15 protein-coding genes and 2 pseudogenes are annotated in these 21332 nt (G+C 69.2%); 14 read left to right on the top strand and 3 right to left on the bottom strand.

Translation table 11 applies throughout. The features are described from left to right. Positions 1-78 precede the first annotated feature (78 nt). The 10 genes from CKW46_RS17020 (at position 79) to pdxT (ending at position 9829) form a co-directional block, all read left to right on the top strand. Positions 79-702 (top strand): PaaI family thioesterase, encoded by a 624-nt coding sequence (locus tag CKW46_RS17020; protein WP_015355895.1) that lies wholly within the window; start codon positions 79-81, stop codon positions 700-702. Positions 703-829: 127 nt separating this feature from the next. Further along, on the top strand, positions 830-2905 hold the full coding sequence (gene thrS / locus CKW46_RS17015; protein WP_482052172.1) for a threonine--tRNA ligase: 2076 nt from the start codon (positions 830-832) through the stop codon (positions 2903-2905). Between the two features lie 2 nt (positions 2906-2907). After that, a complete protein-coding gene (locus CKW46_RS17010; protein ID WP_015355893.1) occupies positions 2908-3480 on the top strand; it encodes an ATP adenylyltransferase in 573 nt (190 codons plus the stop codon). A gap of 7 nt (positions 3481-3487) precedes the next feature. Further along, on the top strand, positions 3488-4192 hold the full coding sequence (pgsA, locus tag CKW46_RS17005) for a phosphatidylinositol phosphate synthase (RefSeq protein ID WP_015355892.1): 705 nt from the start codon (positions 3488-3490) through the stop codon (positions 4190-4192). Next, on the top strand, positions 4189-5139 hold the full coding sequence (locus CKW46_RS17000) for a phosphatidylinositol mannoside acyltransferase (protein WP_012393865.1): 951 nt from the start codon (positions 4189-4191) through the stop codon (positions 5137-5139). The genes pgsA and CKW46_RS17000 overlap by 4 nt, the downstream gene beginning before the upstream one ends. Beyond that, a complete protein-coding gene (locus tag CKW46_RS16995; protein WP_012393866.1) occupies positions 5139-6263 on the top strand; it encodes a glycosyltransferase family 4 protein in 1125 nt (374 codons plus the stop codon). Before CKW46_RS17000 ends, CKW46_RS16995 begins: the two co-directional genes overlap by 1 nt. After that, positions 6263-7330: an NUDIX hydrolase gene (locus tag CKW46_RS16990; protein ID WP_482052171.1), complete on the top strand. Its 1068-nt coding sequence runs from the start codon at positions 6263-6265 to the stop codon at positions 7328-7330. The genes CKW46_RS16995 and CKW46_RS16990 overlap by 1 nt, the downstream gene beginning before the upstream one ends. Positions 7331-7521: 191 nt before the next feature. After that, the gene (pdxS, locus tag CKW46_RS16985) at positions 7522-8370 is read left to right on the top strand and encodes a pyridoxal 5'-phosphate synthase lyase subunit PdxS (RefSeq protein WP_499019293.1); all 849 of its coding nucleotides are present in this window, start codon (positions 7522-7524) and stop codon (positions 8368-8370) included. Positions 8371-8379: 9 nt separating this feature from the next. Then, positions 8380-9225 carry an acyl-CoA thioesterase II gene (gene tesB / locus CKW46_RS16980; protein WP_012393869.1) on the top strand — a complete coding sequence of 282 codons (846 nt, stop codon included), beginning with the start codon at positions 8380-8382 and terminating at the stop codon, positions 9223-9225. Positions 9226-9232: 7 nt separating this feature from the next. Continuing rightward, positions 9233-9829, top strand: coding sequence for a pyridoxal 5'-phosphate synthase glutaminase subunit PdxT (pdxT, locus tag CKW46_RS16975; RefSeq protein ID WP_011741064.1), 597 nt, complete (start codon positions 9233-9235; stop codon positions 9827-9829). Between the two features lie 26 nt (positions 9830-9855). Here the strand turns inward: pdxT and CKW46_RS16970 are convergent. Both CKW46_RS16970 and CKW46_RS16965 read right to left on the bottom strand, forming a co-directional pair. After that, a pseudogene (locus CKW46_RS16970) lies at positions 9856-11395 on the bottom strand (PGRS repeat-containing protein). Continuing rightward, positions 11378-11587 (bottom strand): annotated as a pseudogene (locus CKW46_RS16965) (PE family protein); the annotation flags it as partial. The pseudogenes CKW46_RS16965 and CKW46_RS16970, both read right to left, overlap by 18 nt. A gap of 283 nt (positions 11588-11870) precedes the next feature. Between CKW46_RS16965 and CKW46_RS16960 the strand changes: the two are divergent. Continuing rightward, on the top strand, positions 11871-12626 hold the full coding sequence (locus CKW46_RS16960) for a YebC/PmpR family DNA-binding transcriptional regulator (protein WP_011741062.1): 756 nt from the start codon (positions 11871-11873) through the stop codon (positions 12624-12626). Between the two features lie 15 nt (positions 12627-12641). On the opposite strand, the gene CKW46_RS16955 is transcribed toward CKW46_RS16960, so the two are convergent. Further along, entirely contained in the window at positions 12642-13859 is a 1218-nt protein-coding gene (locus CKW46_RS16955; protein ID WP_041299241.1) for an Rv1453 family transcriptional regulator, read from the bottom strand. 460 nt (positions 13860-14319) lie between these two features. On the opposite strand from CKW46_RS16955, the gene CKW46_RS16950 reads away from it, so the two are divergent. From CKW46_RS16950 to CKW46_RS16940, 3 genes are all read left to right on the top strand, one after another. Then, positions 14320-18066 (top strand): PE family protein, encoded by a 3747-nt coding sequence (locus CKW46_RS16950; protein ID WP_499018026.1) that lies wholly within the window; start codon positions 14320-14322, stop codon positions 18064-18066. Between the two features lie 181 nt (positions 18067-18247). Further along, the gene (locus tag CKW46_RS16945; protein WP_482052168.1) at positions 18248-18739 is read left to right on the top strand and encodes a DUF6790 family protein; all 492 of its coding nucleotides are present in this window, start codon (positions 18248-18250) and stop codon (positions 18737-18739) included. 212 nt (positions 18740-18951) lie between these two features. Continuing rightward, positions 18952-21243, top strand: coding sequence for a PE family protein (locus CKW46_RS16940; RefSeq protein ID WP_482052167.1), 2292 nt, complete (start codon positions 18952-18954; stop codon positions 21241-21243). Positions 21244-21332: the final 89 nt, after the last annotated feature.

The following is a 21332-nucleotide window of genomic DNA, read 5'->3' as shown; positions in this document are numbered from 1 at the left end:
GGCGACCCGTGAGCCCGGCTAGCCAGTCTCAGCCGCGGTGTCGCCCATTTGGCTGGCGGCAGGCAATACGGTGGTTGGGTGACCCGCGAACAGTCGCAACACCCTGGCGGCGGCTTCAATCCGCCGCAGCCAACCGACAAGGGCGGACCGGACTACGGCAGGTTCATTGATGCGGTGCGCAAGGTGCAGGACCACGCGCGTGCCGCCGACGCGCCTGACGAGGTGATCACCCAGGCCGCCGACCTGCTCGAACGGGTCTCCATACTGCTTGCGCCATTCGACGCCGACGAATGGGAGTCACCATCGGGGCGCCGAATGGACTTGCCGATGCGGGGCAACGTCACGACCATCCCGATGTCGGCGCGCAAGACGCAAGACGGCCGGATCGGTGGCTGGGCCCGCTTCGCCCGGTTCCACCTCGGACGCAATGGCGCGGTCCATGGTGGTGCGTTGGGCATGTTGTTCGACACGCTCCTGGGCTTGACGGCGTCGGTGCTCACCGGCAGTCGGCGCCAGCGCACCGCCTACCTCAAGATCGACTATCGCAACATCGTGCCCATCGAAAAGGAGCTGCAAATCGACGCCGGAGTGGACCGGGTGGACGGGCGCAAGATCTTCGTGTCCGGCCGGTTGCGCGATGGCCAGACCCTGCTGACCGAGGCGGATGCGTTGTTTGTGCGGCTCAAGCCCGGCCAGCCTTGAGCCGGTTTCGGCCAAGACGCCGACGCGGACCTAGCACGCGGCTTGGGTTCGACCAGCTCCGCCCCGATAGCATGGTCGCGTTCGATTCGACATGCCCATTCACTCGCGAACCTTGGAGACCACCCCGATGAGCGTCCCCGCACAACCCGCCCCAGGAGCCGACGGCGGTGACCCGCGGCAGCCGATCCGGGTTCCTGCCGGGACCACGGCGGCCGCCGCAATCGGTGAGGCGGGGCTGCCCAGACGCGGCGCGCCGGACGCGATCGTCGTGGTGCGAGACGCAGAAGGCAAGCTGCGCGACCTGAGCTGGGTGCCCGACGCTGACGCGGAGGTCACCCCGATCGCGGCCAATACCGACGACGGTCGCAGCGTTATCCGGCACTCGACCGCGCATGTGCTGGCCCAAGCGGTTCAAGACCTCTTCCCACAAGCCAAACTGGGTATCGGACCGCCCATCACCGACGGCTTCTACTACGATTTCGAAGTGCTCGAGCCGTTCACCCCTGATGATCTTCAGGCGCTTGAGAAGCGGATGCGCCAGATCGTCAAGGAAGGGCAGCTCTTCGACCGCAGGGTCTTCGAATCCAAGGATCAGGCGCGCGAGGAGTTGGCCAACGAGCCCTACAAGCTCGAACTCGTCGATGACAAGTCCGGGGATCCCGATGTCATGGAGGTCGGTGGCGATGAGCTCACCGCCTACGACAACCTCAATCCCCTTACCCGCGAACGGGTCTGGGGTGACCTGTGCCGCGGACCGCACATCCCGACTACCAAGCACATCCCGGCGTTCAAACTGACCAGAAGCTCGGCGGCCTACTGGCGGGGCGACCAGAAGAACGCCAGCCTGCAGCGGATCTACGGGACGGCATGGGAGTCGCAAGAAGCGCTTGATACGCACATCGAGCTCATCGAAGAGGCACAGCGCCGCGACCATCGCAAGCTCGGTGTGGAGCTGGATCTGTTCAGTTTCCCCGACGAAATAGGCTCTGGCCTAGCTGTTTTCCATCCCAAGGGTGGGATTGTGCGGCGCGAGCTCGAGGACTATTCGCGTCGCAAGCACACCGAAGCCGGCTACCAGTTCGTCAACAGTCCGCACATCACCAAGGCCCAGCTGTTTCACACCTCGGGGCACTTGGACTGGTACGCCGACGGCATGTTCCCGCCGATGCAGATCGACGCGGAGTACAACGCGGACGGTACGGTGCGCAAACCCGGCCAGGACTATTACCTCAAGCCGATGAACTGCCCGATGCATTGCTTGATCTTCCGGGCGCGCGGTAGGTCCTATCGCGAACTACCGCTGCGGCTCTTCGAGTTCGGCACCGTCTACCGCTACGAGAAGTCCGGTGTGGTGCATGGGCTGACCCGGGTGCGCGGATTGACCATGGACGACGCGCATATCTTCTGCACCCGCGAACAGATGCGTGACGAGCTGCGTTCGCTGCTGCGGTTCGTGCTCGATCTGCTCAGCGACTACGGACTGACCGACTTCTATCTGGAACTGTCCACCAAGGATCCGGACAAGTTCGTCGGCTCCGATGAGGTCTGGGAGGAAGCCACCAACGTGCTCGCCGAGGTGGGCGCGGAATCGGGTCTGGAGCTGGTACCCGATCCCGGTGGCGCGGCTTTCTACGGGCCCAAGATCTCGGTGCAGGTCAAGGACGCCCTGGGCCGTACCTGGCAGATGTCGACCATCCAGCTCGACTTCAACTTCCCGGAGCGATTCGGGCTCGAATACACCGCCGCCGACGGGACTCGCCAGCGCCCGGTCATGATCCACCGTGCCCTGTTCGGGTCGATAGAGCGGTTTTTCGGCATCCTCACCGAGCACTACGCGGGTGCCTTCCCGGCGTGGCTGGCGCCCGTTCAGGCGGTCGGCATCCCGGTTGCCGACGAACACATCGCCTACCTGGAACAGGTTGCCGCACAGTTGAAGTCACATGGGGTGCGGGTCGAGGTGGACACCAGCGATGGCCGCATGGCCAAGAAGATCGTGCACCACACCAACCAGAAGGTGCCGTTCATGCTGCTGGCCGGCGACCGCGATGTGCAGGCCGACGCGGTGAGCTTCCGGTTCGGCGACCGCACGCAGATCAACGGCGTGCCACGCGAGGCTGCGGTAGCTGCGATCGTGGACTGGATATCCCGGCGCGAAAACGCCACTCCCACAGCTGAACTGGTCAAGGTGGATAGCGGTGAGTAACGGTGACTAACGAGGAAAGCGCGCAGCCGCAGGACAGCACCATCCTGGACCGCGGCGTCGGCGAGCGCGACCACCTGGAGCGGCTCTGGACGCCGTACCGGATGAACTACCTCGCCGAGTCTCCGCTCAAGCGGGAGGACTCCGCGCGCTCGCAGCCGTTCACCGAGATCCCGCGGCTGTCTGATGAAGAAGGTCTGGTGGTTGCCCGCGGCGAGTTGGTCTACGCCGTGCTCAACCTGTACCCCTACAACCCCGGCCACCTGATGGTGGTGCCGTATCGGCGGGTATCGGAGCTCGAAGACCTCACCGAGCCGGAGAGCGGCGAGCTGATGGCGTTCACCCAGAAAGCGATTCGCGTCGTCAAGAACGTCTCGCGGCCACACGGCTTCAACGTCGGCATGAACCTGGGGACATCGGCGGGCGGATCGCTGGCCGAGCACCTGCATGTGCACGTTGTTCCGCGCTGGGGCGGGGACGCGAACTTCATCACCATCATCGGCGGATCCAAGGTCATCCCACAGTTGCTGCGCGACACCCGGCGGCTGCTGGCGACCGAATGGGCTCGGCAATCATGAGGCAACGATGAGCAAGGCGCCCTTCTTGTCCCGGGCGGCATTTGCGCGGGTCACCAATCCGCTGGCCAGGGGCTTGCTCCGGATCGGTCTGACCCCCGATGCCGTCACCATCATCGGCACCACCGCTTCGGTGGCCGGCGCGCTCGTACTTTTTCCGATGGGCAAGCTGTTTCCCGGCGCGTGCGTGGTCTGGTTCTTCGTGCTCTTCGACATGCTCGACGGAGCCATGGCACGGGAACGGGGCGGCGGCACCCGATTTGGCGCGGTGCTGGATGCGGCCTGCGATCGCATCAGCGACGGCGCGGTGTTCAGTGGGCTGCTGTGGTGGGTCGCGTTCGGCATGCGAGACCGATTGCTGGTGGTGGCGACGTTGATCTGCCTGGTCACCTCGCAAGTGATCTCCTACATCAAGGCCCGGGCGGAAGCCAGCGGGTTGCGTGGTGACGGCGGCATCATTGAACGACCGGAGCGGCTGATCATCGTGCTGGCCGGTGCGGGGGTGTCCGATTTTCCGTTCATCGCCTGGCCGCCGGCGCTGCCGGTGGCGATGTGGCTGCTGGCGGTGACCAGCGTGATCACCTGCGGACAACGGTTGTACACCGTGTGGACCTCACCGGGGGCCACCGATCTGCTGGTTCCCAGTGCGCCGGTGCGCGACGACGACGCGCAGGGCCATCCGAGGTCGGGTGACCCCGGAAAGACCCAGCGGTGATCTCCACCCCGGCCGGCCTGCGATGGGTCAGGGCTCCGCGGCAGCTCTTGGTCGGCAACGCGACGGACTTGGCGTATGCGGCGGGATGGCGGATGGTGCGGGCGCTGCCCGAGTTCGCCGCGCGCAACGCCTTCGACGCCGGGGCGCACTACGCGGCCCGCCACGGCGGGCCCGAGCAACTTCGCAAGAACCTGGCCCGGGTAACCGGGGTGCGGGCCGGCGCGGTCCCGGACTCCCTGATGCGCGCGTCGCTGGAGTCCTACGCCCGCTACTGGCGGGAGGCGTTTCGGCTTCCGTCGATGAACCTGCGTAAGGTCGCCGCCCAGATTGACAGTTCCATCGGGGGCAAAGATCACCTCAATGCCGGGCTGGCCGCGGGACGCGGTGTGGTGCTGGCATTGCCACACAGCGGCAACTGGGACATGGCCGGGGTGTGGCTGGCGCAGCGGCACGGCACCTTCACTACCGTCGCCGAGCGGCTCAAGCCCGAGTCGTTGTACCGGCGATTCATCGACTATCGGGAAACCCTTGGCTTCGAAGTACTTCCGTTGTCGGGCGGTGCGGAGCCGCCCTTCGAGGTGCTATGTGAGCGACTGCGGGACAACCGGGTGGTATGCCTGATGGCTGAGCGTGATCTGACCCGCACCGGTGTTGAAGTCGATTTCTTTGGCGAGCCCACCCGGATGCCGGCGGGCCCGGCCAAACTCGCGATCCAAACGGGAGCCGCCCTGCTGCCGACCCACTGCTGGTTTGAGCCCAAGGGCTGGGGTTTTCAAGTCTATCCGGCTCTGGATTGCAGCAGCGGTGATGTGGAAGCGATCACCCAGGCGCTCGCCGATAGGTTCGCAGCCAACATCGCGGACCATCCCGAGGATTGGCACATGTTTCAGCCACAATGGTTGGCCGACTTGTCCGATGCCCGCCGCGCGCGGCTGCGGGAGCCCTGATGCGGATTGGAATGGTGTGTCCCTACTCGTTCGACGTGGCGGGTGGGGTGCAGTCACACGTCTTACAGCTCGCCGAGGTGATGCGGGCCCGTGGGCATGAGGTCAGCGTGCTGGCACCGGCGTCGCCGCACGCGGCCCTGCCGGACTATGTCGTCTCCGGCGGCAAGGCCGTTCCCATTCCCTACAATGGGTCGGTGGCGCGGCTGCGCTTCGGCCCCGCCACCCATCGCAAGGTCAAAAAGTGGCTTTCCGAGGGCGATTTCGACGTCCTGCACCTGCACGAGCCCAACGCGCCGAGTCTGTCGATGCTGGCCCTCAACATTGCCGAGGGCCCCATCGTGGCAACGTTTCACACCTCGACCACCAAGTCGCTGACGTTGACCGTCTTCCAGAGCATCTTGCGGCCCATGCACGAGAAGATCGTCGGTCGCATCGCGGTGTCCGATCTGGCCAGGCGTTGGCAGATGGAGGCGCTCGGCTCGGACGCGGTCGAAATTCCCAACGGTGTCGACGTCGGTTCTTTCGCGTCCTCGTCGTGTCTGGACGGATACCCCCGCCCCGGCAAGACGGTGCTGTTCTTGGGCCGATACGACGAGCCCCGCAAGGGGATGAGTGTCCTGCTCGAGGCGCTGCCCAAGTTGGTGGAGCGCTTCAGCGACGTGCAGCTGCTGATCGTGGGCCGCGGTGACGAAGACGAACTACGCGATGAGGCGGGTGAGCTGGCCGAGCACATGCGTTTTCTCGGTCAGGTCGACGACGCGGGCAAGGCATCGGCGATGCGCAGTGCGGACGTCTACTGCGCACCCAATACCGGCGGCGAGAGCTTTGGCATCGTGCTGGTTGAGGCCATGGCCGCCGGCACCCCGGTGGTGGCCAGCGACTTGGATGCCTTCCGGCGCGTACTGCGCGATGGCGAGATCGGGCGCCTGGTTCCAGTCGATGACAGCGACGCGCTGGCGGCCGCGCTGATCGAGGTGCTTGATAGCCAGGAGCTGCGAGAGCGCTATGTGGCGGCGGGCACCGAAGCGGTCCGCCGCTACGACTGGTCGGTGGTGGCCAGCCAGATCATGCGGGTCTACGAGACCGTCGCCGGGGCCGGGGTCAAGGTGCAGGTGGCGAGCTGATGACGTGGTTGGTTGTCGCCGGCATCGTGCTGCTCGTCGTGCTGGTCGTGTTCGGGGCCTGGGGATACCAGCGCGCCAACCGGCTGGATCGATTGCACGTGCGCTACGACTTGTCCTGGCAGGCGCTCGACGGTGCTCTGGCGCGCCGGGCCGTGGTGGCGCGCGCCGTCGCGATCGATGCCTACGGCGGCGCGCCCCAGGGCAGCCGGTTGGCGCGGCTGGCCGACGCCGCCGAGCAGGCGCCGCGACACGAACGAGAGAATGCGGAAAACGAACTGTCCGCCGCGCTGGCGATGGTTGATCCGGCGTCGTTGCCGTCGGCGCTGGTGGCCGAACTCGCCGATGCCGAGGCCCGGGTATTGCTGGCCCGCAGATTCCACAACGACGCCGTGCGCGACACCCTGGTGCTGGCCGAGCGGCGCATGGTGCGCGCCTTCCGTCTTGGTGGGCGAGCTCCGCTGCCGGCCTATTTCGAGATCGCCGAGCGGCCGCAGGCGCAGGTGCACAGCGACGACGGCGATATCGGCCGGCGTACCTCGGCGCGGGTGGTGCTGCTCGATGACCGCGGCGCGGTGCTGCTGCTATGCGGTTCGGACCCGGCCGCCGCGGCGTTCGACGAGGGCGGCGCGCCTCGGTGGTGGTTCACCGTGGGCGGCGAGGTGGGCAAGGGGGAGCGGCTGGCCCAGGCCGCGGCGCGTGAGCTCGCCGAAGAGACGGGTTTGCGGGTCGACCCCGCCGACCTGGTGGGACCCATCTGGCGACGTAACGAGGTCTTTGAGTTCAACGGTTCCAAGCTCGACAGCGAGGAGTTCTATCTGGTGCACCGCACCAGTCGGTTCGAGCCGTCCCTGGATGGCCGGACCGAGCTGGAACGGCGTTATGTTCACGGGTCCCGCTGGTGTGATGCCAGCGACATCGCCGCGCTCAACGCCTCCGGTGAGCAGGTCTACCCGCGCCAACTCGGGGAGCTATTGGCCGAGGCCAATCGCATTGTCGACGCCGCTTGCGGCGGCGCGGGAGGCGACCAGACCGTCCGCACCGCATATGTTCCCCGGTCGATTCGCTAGTCCGAATATCGGGCGGGACTGCGGTCCCGCAAACTTGCTTGTGGTTCCCATTAAAGTAAGACTCCAACAGTTGAAGGAGAAAGACAGTGGACAGCGCTACCCAGCCCAGTGGGGACCGGCCAGATCCGGCATCGTCCAAGCAGGCTCAGTCGGGTTCAAGCCAGACCGGAACGGCGAGGGTCAAGCGTGGCATGGCCGAGATGCTCAAGGGCGGCGTCATCATGGACGTCGTCACCCCCGAGCAGGCACGCATCGCTGAAGGGGCCGGCGCCGTCGCGGTCATGGCCCTAGAGCGGGTGCCCGCCGACATCCGCGCCCAGGGCGGGGTGTCGAGGATGAGCGACCCCGACATGATCGAGGGCATCATCGAGGCGGTCACCATTCCGGTAATGGCTAAAGCGCGTATCGGACATTTCGTCGAGGCGCAGATCCTGCAAAGCCTCGGGGTGGACTACATCGACGAATCCGAGGTCCTCACGCCCGCGGACTACACCCACCACATCGACAAGTGGAAGTTCACCGTGCCGTTCGTGTGCGGGGCGACGAATCTGGGTGAGGCGCTGCGGCGCATCGGCGAGGGGGCGGCGATGATCCGCTCCAAGGGTGAGGCCGGCACCGGTGACGTTTCCAACGCGACGACGCACATGCGCTCCATCGCCGGCGAGATTCGCCGGCTGACGTCGATGTCCGAGGACGAGTTGTTCGTCGCGGCAAAGGAATTGCAGGCGCCCTACGAACTGGTCGTGGAGGTGGCCAGGGCGGGCAAGTTGCCGGTCACCCTGTTCACGGCCGGCGGTATCGCCACTCCTGCCGATGTCGCGATGATGATGCAGCTGGGCGCCGAAGGCGTCTTCGTGGGCTCGGGCATCTTCAAGTCCGGCGCCCCGGAACACCGGGCCGCCGCGATCGTCAAGGCCACCACGTTCTACGACGACCCCGACGTGCTGGCCAAGGTGTCACGCGGGCTGGGCGAGGCAATGGTGGGCATCAACGTGGAGGAGATCGCGCAGCCGCATCGCCTGGCGCAGCGCGGGTGGTAAGAATCTTTCGTGGCAATCGAGGAGATTCTTGATCTCGAGCAACTCGAGGTCAACATCTATCGCGGTAGTGTCTTCAGCCCGGAATCAGGCTTTCTGCAGCGCACATTCGGCGGCCATGTGGCCGGGCAGTCACTGGTGTCGGCGGTGCGCACGGTCGACCCGCGCTATCAGGTCCACTCGTTGCACGGGTACTTTCTGCGCTCCGGGGACGCCCAGGAGCCCACGGTTTTTCTGGTCGAGCGCACTCGCGATGGCGGATCGTTTGTGACCAGGCGGGTCAACGCCGTTCAGCACGGCGAGGTCATCTTCAGCATGGGGGCTTCGTTTCAGACCGCGCAGAACGGCATCAGCCACCAGGACGCGATGCCGGCGGCGCCACCGCCCGACGATCTACCCGGATTGAGGTCGGTGCGGGTCTTCGACGACGCCGGGTTCCGGCAGTTCGAGGAGTGGGATGTGCGCATCGTGCCGCGGGACCTGCTCGCGCCGCTACCGGGTAAGGCATCCCAGCAGCAGGTGTGGTTTCGCCATCGCGACCCGCTGCCCGATGACCCGGTGCTGCACATCTGTGCCTTGGCCTATATGAGCGATCTGACCCTGCTGGGTTCGGCGCAGGTCACCCACCTGGCGGAGCGTGAGCATCTGCAGGTGGCGTCCCTGGACCACGCGATGTGGTTCATGCGGGGGTTTCGGGCCGACGAGTGGCTGCTCTACGACCAGTCATCGCCGTCGGCAGGCGGGGGTCGCGCACTTACGCACGGTAAGATCTTCACCCAGGGAGGCGAGTTGGTGGCCGCGGTCATGCAGGAAGGGCTGACCCGCTACCCAAGCGGATATCAGCCGGGCGAAAAGTGAGCGGGTTGTGAGTATTCCGAGGGTTGGGGTGCTGGCGCTGCAGGGCGATACCCGCGAGCACCTGGCGGCGCTGGGCGAAGCCGGCGCCGAGCCGATGACCGTGCGCCGCCGCAGCGAACTCGACGCGGTGGATGGATTGGTGATTCCGGGTGGCGAATCCACCACCATCAGCCACCTGCTGTGCGGGTTCGATCTGCTCGAGCCGTTGCGTGCCCGATTGGCTGCCGGGCTTCCGGCCTATGGCGCGTGCGCGGGCATGATCATGCTGGCCAGCGAGATCCTGGACGCCGGTGTCCGAGGACGCCAGGCGCTGCCACTGCGCGGGATCGATATGACGGTGCGGCGCAACGCTTTCGGGCGCCAAGTCGACTCTTTTGAAGGCGATATCGCGTTCACGGGTCTTGATCATCCGGTGCGCGCGGTGTTTATCCGGGCGCCCTGGGTCGAGCGCGTGGGTGCTGGGGTGACGGTGCTGGCCCGGGCCGGCGACCATATCGTCGCGGTTCGGGAGGGTTCGGTGCTGGCAACCGCGTTTCACCCGGAGGTGACCGGCGACCGCAGCATCCATCGGTTGTTCGTCGATATCGTCAACGGCAAGGCCTAGCCAACAAGTTCGGCCCCAACCGCCGGCTACGTCGACCCGTCGGTCCCACTCACGCCGATCAGTTGTCCGCCGGTGCCGCCGGTGCCGCCGGTGCCTTCGTTGCCCGCGGTAGCGCCGGCCCCGGCGTTGCCGCCGTTACCGCCGTTACCGATTTCCCGAGCGTCGCCGCCGTCACCGCCGTCGCCGCCGGTGCCGCCGCTGACCAGGGCGTCGCCTCCGGTGCCGCCGTCACCGCCGTTACCGATCGTCCCGGCCGCGCCGCCGTCCCCGCCATGACCGCCCTGGCCACCGCTGCCCGAATCGTCGTAGCCGCCGTGGCCGCCGGCGCCGCCGGACCCGAAGTACGTGCCGCCGTGGCCGCCGTCGCCGCCGTCGCCACTGTTACCTTGGGAGCCGGCGACTCGGTCGCCGCCGGCCCCGCCGGCACCGGCGTTTCCGCTGAATCGGACACCGCCGTTACCGCCGGCCCCGCCGTTGCCGGCCAACAAGCCGGCGTTGCCGCCCGCGCCGCCTTGCCCGCCGGTAAAGAGGTTTCCACCAACCCCGACGCCGCCGGCGCCGCCGGCCCCGCCATTGCCGCCGTAGATGCCGGCGTTGCCGCCGGCGCCGCCGTCTCCGCCGTCTCCGTGGGCATCGAAGCCGCCGATTCCGCCCGCGCCGCCGTTGCCGAACCACAATCCGCCGCCGCCGGCCCCGCCGTTGCCGCCCGTGGCGTTTGCCGCGGCGCCACCGGCGCCTCCGGTGCCGCCGGTGCCGAACAGCCCGCTGGTACCGCCAATACCGCCGTCGCCACCGCTGCCGGTACTCGATGACGGGCTGGTGGCACCGCCTTCGCCGCCGCCACCGCCGGTACCGAACAGCAACCCCGCCGGCCCCGCCGTTCCCACCAGCGCCGCCGTCGGCACCGCTGAAGCCGGCTCCACCGTCGCCGCCGGCGCCGCCGGGGCTGAACAACAGCCCGCCCGCCCCGCCGCTGCCACCGGTCGCGCCGGTACCACTTGCCGAGGTGCCGTCGGTGCCGCCGTGGCCGCCGGCACCGACGAGCAGCCCGCCGGCTCCGCCGGCACCCCCGACGCCCGCGGTGGTTGCCGAATTCCCGCCTTCGCCACCGGCGCCGCCGATGCCGAAAAGCCCGGCGTGGCCGCCGGCGCCGCCAGGCAGTCCGACCCCGGAGGCCAGGTCGCCGGCGGCCCCGCCGGTGCCGCCGTTGCCGAACAGTAGCCCCCCGTTGCCGCCGGTGTCGCCGAACAGGCCGAGGGCCGCGCCGCTGCCGCCCGCCCCGCCGTTGCCGATCAACCCGGCATTGCCGCCGGCACCGCCGGGCCCGCCGGCGCCGCCGTTGCCATACAACAGACCGCCGTCGCCGCCGGCTTGCTCCGGAGCCGTCCCGTCAGCGCCGTTGCCGATCAGCGGTCGCCCCAACAATGCCTCGGTGGGTCCATTGACCGCATTCAGCATGTCTTGCGATATGCCCAGCAACGGCGAGGCATTGGCCGCCTCGGCGGCCGCATACGCGTTGCCGGCACCGGTCACGGCCTCCACGAATTGTGTGTGAAACGCCGCCACCTGGGTGCTCAGCGCCTGATAGTCCAGGGCATGGCCAGAAAACAGCGCTGCCACCGCAGCCGACACCTGGTCCGCCCCGGCGGCCAGCACCCCGGTGGTCGGGGCCGCTGCCGCCGCAGTGGCCGCGTTGAGTGTCGAGCCGATACCGGCCAAATCGGCGGCCGCCGCCACCGTGTCGGGTACCGCGAACATGTACGACATCGGCCGCCTCACACATACATCGCGGTGACCGGCCAAGACGGTCCGCTCACGGGGCCATCGGAATCCGAACATCCGCCAGAAAGCTCAACCTAGCGCGTTCGAGGGCCCAACGGCGCTGTTTCGAGTGAGGATGGTGTCTCCGGATGCACCAGATTGGGCAGGGCGACGGCACAGCGCGGCCACCGCCGCATTGCGTCTCCCGGCCGGGTCAGCGGATCGGCCGTCCACGTAGACTCGGCTAGCCATCATTCAAAGGATTTGAGATAGGACGGCGATGAGCGGCCATTCCAAGTGGGCCACCACCAAGCACAAGAAGGCCGTCATCGACGCCCGCCGCGGCAAGATGTTCGCACGGCTGATCAAGAACATCGAGGTCGCGGCTCGCGTCGGTGGCGGTGACCCGGCGGGAAACCCCACCCTCTACGACGCCATCCAAAAGGCCAAGAAAAGCTCGGTGCCCAACGAGAACATCGAGCGGGCCCGCAAGCGCGGTGCCGGTGAAGAGGCCGGTGGGGCGGACTGGCAGACCATCATGTACGAGGGTTACGCGCCCAACGGTGTGGCCGTACTGATCGAGTGTCTGACCGACAACCGCAACCGCGCTGCCAGCGAGGTGCGGGTGGCGATGACGCGCAATGGCGGCGCCATGGCTGATCCGGGGTCGGTGTCCTACCTGTTTTCCCGCAAGGGCGTGGTGACCCTGGAGAAGAACGGTCTGACCGAAGACGACGTGCTGGCGGCCGTGTTGGAAGCCGGCGCCGAGGACGTCAACGACCTCGGGGACAGCTTCGAGGTGATCTCCGAACCGGGTGAACTGGTCGCGGTACGCTCCGCGCTGCAGGATGCCGGCATCGACTACGAATCGGCCGAGGCGGGCTTTCAGTCGTCGGTGACCGTGCCGGTGGACGTCGACGGGGCCCGCAAGGTTTTCAAGCTGGTCGACGCGCTGGAAGAAAGCGACGACGTTCAGAACGTGTGGACCAACGTGGACGTGTCCGATGAGGTGCTGGCGGAGCTCGACGAGGAGTAGTCCCGGTGCCCGGGCTTAGGTGATGGCCCGAAGGGAATCGCCATCCCGATCGCTGCGCCACTGTAGGACTTCCAGTGCCACGGCGATGTGAACGATGTTCGCCTCGACCGGCTGGGGCAGGAGTCGGTGCGCGGTCTCGAGCCGGTGCACCAGCGTATTGCGGTGGATGTAGAGGGCCTTTGCGGTGCGTGCGGCATTGCATTGCTGGTTGATGTAGGTCAGCAAGGTGGCGTGCAGTACCGGGCTGGCCGACTGGAATTCCCCGAGCGTGCATTCGATGAACTCGTCGACACCCTCTAGGTCTTGGGTGAGCAACTCGACCATTTGGGTGTCCGCAAAGTGGGCGGTGCGCTGGGGTGCGCCGAGCCGGGTCAGCATGCGCTGCGTCGTCTGTGCGTCGCGGTGACTGCGTCGGAACCCCTCGATACCTCGCCTGGTGTTGCCGACGGCAAGCCGTACCGTTGGCGCGTCGGTGAGCACCTGTTGGATACGGTCTCCGACCGGGGTGGCGGCGTCGTTCACCCATACCCAACGAGTCGCGGAATTGGTGACCACGATCAATGGTGCCCGACAGCCGAGCGCCGTGCAGAACGCGTCGGCCGCCTGGTCCAGTTGGCCGTGGTCGCCGTCGGGCTCGTCGGACCAAACGATGGCGGCGGTATGGGCGCGATCCAGGAGATAGCCCAACTGCGCTTCGGCGCGTTCCCGGTTGACGGGGGCGCCGCCGAGGATCTGTTCGACGACTTTGCGGCGCTGGGCGCTGACTTCGCGGGTCAGCGCATCGTATTCCAGGGGTAGCTGTGCGGGGATGCCCGCAATGGTGGCGTCGATGAAGTCGTTGGAAGAGCGGAACGCCACATCGAGGAGGTCGCGCAGTTCTTGGGGGTTGGACGTCAGGCCGAACGCGATGTCGGTCCAGCGCTCCCATGCCACGTTGTGCGCGATTCGGTAGATGTCGGCGGCGAGCGCCTCCAGGCCGCGGTTGAGCAGCTCTTGGGCCATCCGCAGCGGTTCGGGCCCGAAGTTTGCTGGCACCGGGCCGCCGGGATCGCGCAAGATGGCAATGGCGAAATGGATCAGGTTGGCACGGTTTGCGCGGCTGATGATTTCGACCAGGGCGGGATCATCGGAAAGGGCCGGATTGGCGGCCAAGGTGGTGCGGTCGAGTTCATCGAGCCATTGCTGGGTGGGGTTGAGAGCGATGCGCGCGGTGTGGCGGATCAGCTCGCGCATGCGTGGGGAGAGTGATGGATTGCTTGGGCTCGCCACGGTCCCGATGGTAGGGGAGAGCGGGGCTTGGCACAGTCGCAGCGATCCGTGGCTGACGGTGCCCGCCGGGTGCTGCCGCCGCATCCGAGGTTGTTTAGCTGCGCGTTTGTTGTTTGCGGGACGGCCGCAGATATCCACGCCGGTAATTCGTGCCGGGCGAGGCTCGTTGAACTCGGGTGCGCCATTAGCACGTACCGGCGTGAATTGGTAGGTGCACTTCTGCCGGTCTTCTAAGGCGGGTTCGGAGTTTTTGTCCATTGGGCTGCACTTGAGCAACCGGGATCGTTGGGGGCGCAGCTCGTAGGTCGCCAGCTCTACAGGGGCTTGAACTGGCGGTATAGCTTTCGCACTTCCCTTTGTCGGCAACCGCTGGCAAAGGGTTGATCGTCGTGGGCACTGGTGGGTTAACGGGAGGGTGGGGCAAATGTCATTTGTGAGTGTGACGCCGGAGATGGTCGTTGCGGCGGCTTCGGATTTGTCGGGAATCAATTCGGCGATAGCCCAGGCGAATTCGGTTGCTGCGGCAGCGACAACAACGGTATTGCCCGCCGCCGCCGATGATGTGTCGGCGGCGATCGCGGCCTTGTTCGGCACCCACGCACAGCAATACCAGGCGATCAGTGCAGAGTTGGCGGCTTTCCATGACCGATTCGTGCAAAGCCTGAACACCGGCGCCGGTTCGTATCTGCGGGCCGAGGCGGCCAATGCCGAGCAGGGTTTGCTGGGGTTGGTGAATGCCCCCACCCAGGCGCTGTTTGGACGTCCGCTGATCGGAGACGGCGCCAACGGGGCGCCCGGTAGTGGCCAAGCCGGTGGAGCCGGTGGGTTGCTGTACGGAAACGGTGGTGCCGGTGGCTCAGGCGGGGTGGGTCAAGCCGGCGGGGCCGGTGGAGCCGCGGGGTTGATCGGCTCCGGCGGGGCGGGCGGCGCGGGTGGCGCGGGCGGTGCTGGTGGAGCTGGCGGTGCCGGCGCGGTCGGTGGGGCCGGTGGGGCCGGTGGCAACACCTGGCTCTGGGGTAATGGGGGTGCCGGCGGAAGCGGTGGTGTGGGCAGCGGCTCTGGCGGTGCCGGTGGTTCCGGTGGCTTGCTGTATGGCAACGGCGGCGCGGGTGGGACCGGTGGGGTCGCTGACGGCGTGGGTGAGGGCGGCGGCCACGGCGGCGCCGGTGGTAATGCCCGGCTGTTGGGCACTGGCGGTGCCGGCGGTGACGGCGGGGCCGGGTTGGCTGGCGCCGCCGGCATTTCGGGCATCGCTGCCGGCGAGGCAGGCACCGGCGGCGGTATTGGCGGTGACGGCGGTGTCGGTGGTGTCGGCGGTGTCGGCGGTGTCGGCGGTGACGGCGGGGCCGGTGGGTGGCTGTTCGGCAATGGTGGCGCCGGTGGGATCGGCGGCGCGGGCGGTGCGGGTGGTGCTGGTGGCTTCGGTGCCTCGGGTGACCTCGTCATCAACCAGGGTTCCGGCGCCGACGGCGGGTCCGGCGGTGCCGGTGGAGCGGGCGGTGCCGGCGGCAATGGCGGGGCCGGCGGCACCGGCGGGACTCCCGGTGATGGAGGCGGCGGCGCGCACGGCTCCATGGCGGTGAACCCGGGTGCTGGATTTGGGACCGGCGGCAACGGCGGAAACGGCGGTGACCCCGGCGCCGGCGGCGCGGGCGGGACCGGCGGTTCCGGCGCTGGCGGCAGTCGCGCCGCGACGGGCGCGACCGGATCCACCCCGAGCAGCGGTGGCAACGGCGGCGCCGGCGGTGCTGGTGCGGACTCGATCACTACCGGCGGCGCCGGTGCGGCCGGCGGCACCGGTGGCGATGGCGGTCTGGTCGGTGATGGTGGCGCGGGTGGTGACGGTGGTGCCGGCCTGGGTGGAGCTCCGGGAACGTCGGTGATCTTCCCGGGCGGACAGCCCGGGAGCTCGGGCGGTGACGGCGGTGCCGGTGGCGCCGGCGGCGCTGGCGGTGACGGCGGATTGGTCGCTGGAAACGGCGGGGCCGGCGGCGCCGGCGGAATTGGGGGAGTCGGTGGGACCGGCGGTGATGGTTCGGTCGGTGTCGATGCCGCTGGCGCGGGCCAGGATGGCGGTGTCGGCGGAGCCGGTGGTGCCGGTGGCGCCGGCGGCGCCGGCGGTGAGGGTGGTGCCGGCGGTCACGCGTTGGCGGCCGGCTATGCCGACGGTAGCCAGGGGGCGGGCGGGGCCGGCGGTGCCGGCGGGATTGGTGGTGACGGTGCGGCCGGAGGCAAAGGCGCCGAGGGCGCGGCGGCCGCCGGTGCTGGCGCGGATGGCAATGATGGCGGCAATGGTGGCCGAGGTGGAGCCGGCGGTCGTGGCGGTGATGGTGGTGTAGGCGGGGCCGGACCGGAGGGCCAGACCGGGATGCAAGGCGTCGGTGGCGCCGGCGGCGATGGAGGTCTGGGCGGACAGGCCGGCAACGGTAGCGACGGGGCCGACGCCATTGTCGGCGGTGGCAAGGGCGGCGACGGTGGTGACGGCGGCGACCCAGGTCTTGGAGGCGCTGGCGGGCAGGGCGGCGCCGGCTCGACCGCGGGGATGGAAGGTCTCACCGCCGGCGATGACGGGCCGGGTCACGGCGGCGACGGCGGTCTGGTCGGTGACGGTGGTGTCGGCGGGAACGGGGGGACCGGCGCAGACGGTAGCCCCGGCATCACGTTCATCAGCCCGGGTGGGCTCTCCGGCACCGATGGCGGTGCCGGGAGCATCGGCGGAACTGGCGGTGCCGTTGGTGCCGGCGGCCTGCACGCCGGTGATGGTGGTGCCGGTGGTATCGGTGGAACCGGAGGCGACGGAGGCCACGGCGGCAGCGGGTCGGCGGGCGCCGATGCCACCGTAGCTGGCGCGGCCGGTCAAACCGGTGGTGACGGCGGAGATGGCGGGGCCGGCGGTTCCGGCGGTGCCGGCGGGCAGGCAGGCAACGCCGGAGACGGCGGCGACGGTGCCGATGCCACCGTTGCCGGTGGCAAGGGCGGAGCCGGCGGCAACGGCGGTGACGCAGGCGTTGGAGGCAGTGGCGGCCTCGGCGGCGACAGCGGCAATGGCACCCACGCCGCCAACGGTGCATCTGCGGGCGCATACGGAACCGGAGGTAACGGTGGTGCTGGCGGCGACGGCGCCGACGCCACCGCTGCGGGTCAGGCCGGCGGCGCCGGCGGTGACGGCGGGGTGGTCGGCGATGGTGGTGTTGGCGGTAACGGTGGTGATGGCAAGGCCGGCGTTGACGGCACCTCGGCCGTGACTTTCGGGGCCTCGGGTGCTGACGGTGGTGACGGCGGTGCTGGTGGCGCCGGCGGTGCTGGTGGTGATGGCGGGGCCGTTGCCGGTGACGGTGGCCGCAGCGGTGCTGGTGGCGACGGCGCGATGGGCGGGAACGGCGGTAACGGCTTCGACGGACTTCACGGCACCACCCCAGGTGCGAATGGCCAATACGGCGGGGATGGCGGTGAGGGCGGTCGCGGCGGGGTCGGCGGGGCCGGCGGGGCGGGCGGGGCCGCGGCTGCGGGCCAGGCGGGTAGCCAAGGTGACGGTGGCAACGGCGGTGACGGAGGTGACGGCGGTACCCCCGGCAATGGTGGTAGCGGTGCCGATGGCGCAAATTCCGCTATCGGCGTCAGTGCCGGGGACGGCGGGTACGGCGGAGCTGGCGGCAATGCCGGCGCAGGCGGGCTCGGTGGGGAAGGCGGTGCCGGCTCAACCTCGGGCGCATCGGGACTTGACGGCAGCCAGGCCGCGGGCGGCGACGGCGGCAACGGTGGCTTCGGTGGAACCGGTGGCCTCTTCGAGGCCGCAGGGTCCGGCGGCGCGGGTGGCGTGGGCGGAGATGGCTCCCAAGGTGGCGACGGCGGGAACGGCGGGGCCGGCGGGTTTGGCCAGAATGGAGGTCCCGGCGGCAGGGGCGGTGGCGGCGGCCACAGTCTGGTCGGCCCCGGCGGGGATGGCGGGTTGGGCGGCACCGGAGGCAACGGTGGGAACGGCTCCCAACCGCCTTTCGGTTCCACTCCGGCCGGCAGCGGCGGTGACGGCGGAAATGGCGGTGACGGCGGGTCGAGCGGGTTCGTTAGCGGCCAGTCGGGAACCGACGGCCAAGACGGCGGCGACCCCAGCGGACAGTTTGGTGGAACCGGCGGAGCCGGCGGAAGCGGCGGTGCCGGCGCCGGCACGTGATCACCACGCGCGTCGGCATCAACCACTTCAGTATCTTTGACCCCACCTAGCGGGTCTGTGCATCCGGGACGACGGCACGATCGCGCTCGGTTTGGTCGGCCTGCCATCGAGGCACCTCAGCACGCCATGAGGACATTGCGCCGGAAACCCGCAGCAGGCACACGGAGTGAGGAAGGTAGACATGTTCACGATTGCCGCAGTTCTCGTTGCGGTGGTCGGCGGCTTCGTCCAAAGCTGGCGCAGCAAGGACCGACTGGCCGCCGACGTTCACATGGTGTGGTGGATGGTGGCAGTAGTGGGGTTCAACTCACTGTTGGGAGCCGGCTTTCACGTCCTTGATGGCCCGCACATCGCCACATTGATCGGATACACCCGCGGCGACGGCGGCTTCCAGTGGGAGAACGCCATGGGTGACCTGGCGATCGGCGTGGTGGGGATCATGGCGTACTGGTTTCGAGGCCACTTCTGGCTGGCAACGATCGTGGTGCTCAGCGTGCAATACCTCGGCGATGCCGCCGGCCACATCTATTTCTGGATAGCTGAGCACAACGTCGAGCCGGACAACATCGGGGTTCCGCTGTGGATCGACGTTGTGCCACCCACCATCGTGTGGGCGCTGTATGTCGGGTCGCGGCGACACGGTGGTGACGCGGTGCCCGACCGGGGCCGGTAGTCCGGTAGGCCGGTAGGTCGCACCCAACCTTTTCCGGCAAGCCCCGCGTGGGCAATTGTGCACATTGCAATTGGTGGGCGCATTGGTTGGGGGGATTTTGCCCTTGGCCGCCCGTAACCCGAGCAGCAACCATGGCGCGGTGTTGTGTCGCCTGACACGGCTTTGACGTATCGGTGACCGCTGGCCAGGGGCGGGTTGCGGGAAGGTGCGAGATGTCTTTTGTGGGTGTGGCTCCCGAAATGGTGGCGGTCGCGGCATCGGATTTGGAGCGGTTGGGGTCGACGATCAGCTCGGCCAATGTGGCGGCGGCGGGGTCGACCACGACCATATTGGCCGCCGGCGCCGACGAGGTATCTGCGGTGATCGCGGCGTTGTTCGGTACGCACGCGCTGGAGTACCAGGCGATCAGCACGCAGCTTTCGGTCTTTCATGAGCAGTTTGTGCAGACGCTGACCAACGGCGTCGGCGCCTATTCGGCCGCCGAACTGGTCAACGTGTTGCCGCTGCAGAACGTCGAGCAAGACCTGCTGAACCTGGTCAATGCTCCCACTCAGGCATTGTTCGGGCGGCCGCTGATCGGCAATGGCGCTGACGGGGCCGCAGGGACCGGGCAGGCCGGTGCGGCCGGCGGCATCTTGTGGGGCAATGGCGGCAGCGGCGGCTCGGGTGCGGCGGGCCAGGCCGGCGGTGCCGGTGGCGCGGCGGGCTTGATCGGCGCCGGCGGCGCCGGCGGCGCCGGCGGGCAAGGCATGTTCAACGGCGGTTCCGGCGGTGCCGGCGGGTGGGCCGGGCTGATCGGGGCGGGCGGGGCCGGCGGAGTCGGTGGCACCGGAGTCGCCCTCGATGGGGGTGCGGGCGGTGCCGGTGGCAATGCCGGTGTGTTGTTCGGCCCGGGCGGAATTGGGGGATCCGGAGGGCAGGGCATGGCCAGTGGCGGCGCCGGCGGCGCCGGTGGTGCCAGTGGGTTGGTCGGCAACGGGGCGGTCGGTGGTGCCGGTGGTATCGGCACCACCGATGGCGGGGCCGGCGGACAGGGCGGCAACGCCCGGCTATTTGGCACCGGTGGTGTCGGAGGCCACGGCGGTACCGGTGCGGGGTCCGGCAGCGGCGGGGCCGGTGGCGATGGTGGCCTCGGCGGTCTGGTGTACGGCAACGGTGGAGGTGGCGGTGCCGGTGGCGTCGGCGGTGCTGGCGGTGCTGGCGGTGCTGGCATTGTGAGCGTCGCCGCGGGTAGCGGTGGCCATGGCGGCACGGGAGGGGCGGCCGGCCTGTGGGGTGTCGGTGGCCACGGTGGTGACGGAGCCCACGGTGGCGCCGGTGCTTCGGGTGGGGCCGGTGACGCCGGCAGCGGCGGCGGTGACGCCGGTGACGGCGGGGCCGGTGGGCGCGGTGGCTGGTTGGTCGGCGGTGGTGGGGCCGGCGGCTCTGCGGGCTCTGGCGGTAGCGGCGGTGCCGGTGGTTCTGGTGCCAACGCGGTGACTTTGGGCAGTGCGGGCGGCAACGGCGGTAATGGTGGCGACGGAGGCGCCGGTGGGGTTGGTGGCGCCGGCGGCCGGGGCGGGTGGATCAGCTTCTTGAGTGGGCAGGGCGCGGGTGGAGCCGGCGGCGACGGGGGAGCCGGTGGCGGGGCCGGCAACGGTGGAGACGGCGCCGCCGGCACGTTCTTTGGCGGCACCGGTGCGGGCGGGAACGGCGGTCACGGGGGTGATCCGGGCAGCGGCGGCGCCGGCGGAGCCGGGGGTGCCGGATCCAGCGCCGGGGCGGCCGGCGCGGGCGGGCTGAGCCCGACCACCGGCGGCAACGGCGGTAATGGCGGTCGTGGTGCGGATGGCTATGGCACCGGCATTTCCGGTGCTTCTGGTGGGGCGGGGGGTGACGGCGGAAGGTATGGCAACGGCGGCGCCGGTGGCGCCGGCGGCGATGGGATGGGGGTGCGAGCGGGTTCTCGATCGTCTTTCCACCCGGACAAGACGGTGGTGGCGGCGGCATCGGCGGGTCCGGCGGCGAAGGCGGCGCCGGTGGGATGGGCGGCGCCATGGCGGGTCACGGCGGAGACGGTGGTGCCGGCGGTCATGGTGGCCAGGGGGGCTCGGGAGGTAGCGGTTCGCGCGGGGCGGACGGGGTCACCGGCCCGAACCCCAACGGTGGCGGCGGCGGTGACGGCGGGGCCGGAGGTGCCGGCGGCCAGGGCGGTAACGGTGGGCTGGCCGGTCATGCGCAGGCGGCCGGATATTCCGACGGTGTCCAAGGCGTGGGCGGGGCCGGCGGGAAAGGTGGTGCCGGAGGGCTCGCGGGTGATGGCGGCACCGGCGCGGCCGGCACGTTTGCCAATGGCGGCAATGGCATCGGTAGCACCGGCGGGGACGGCGGCGACAACGGCGCCGGCGGCGCGGGCGGGACCGGCGGTAGTGGCTCCACCACCGGTACGGACGGCGCATCCGGGACCACGACCACATCCGGCGGCAACGGCGGCAACGGCGGGCGCGGCGCCGATTCCGTCATGATCGGCGGCAAGGGCGCTGCCGGCGGAGACGGTGGTGACGGCGGTTCGGGTGGAGCCATGGCCGGCAGGGCGGCGATGGTGGTGACGGCG

Source organism: Mycobacterium liflandii (assembly GCF_022354805.1).
GTDB lineage: Bacteria > Actinomycetota > Actinomycetes > Mycobacteriales > Mycobacteriaceae > Mycobacterium > Mycobacterium marinum.
The sequence above is the reverse complement of the archived record's forward strand: the minus strand, read 5'-3'. Positions and strand labels throughout refer to the sequence as shown.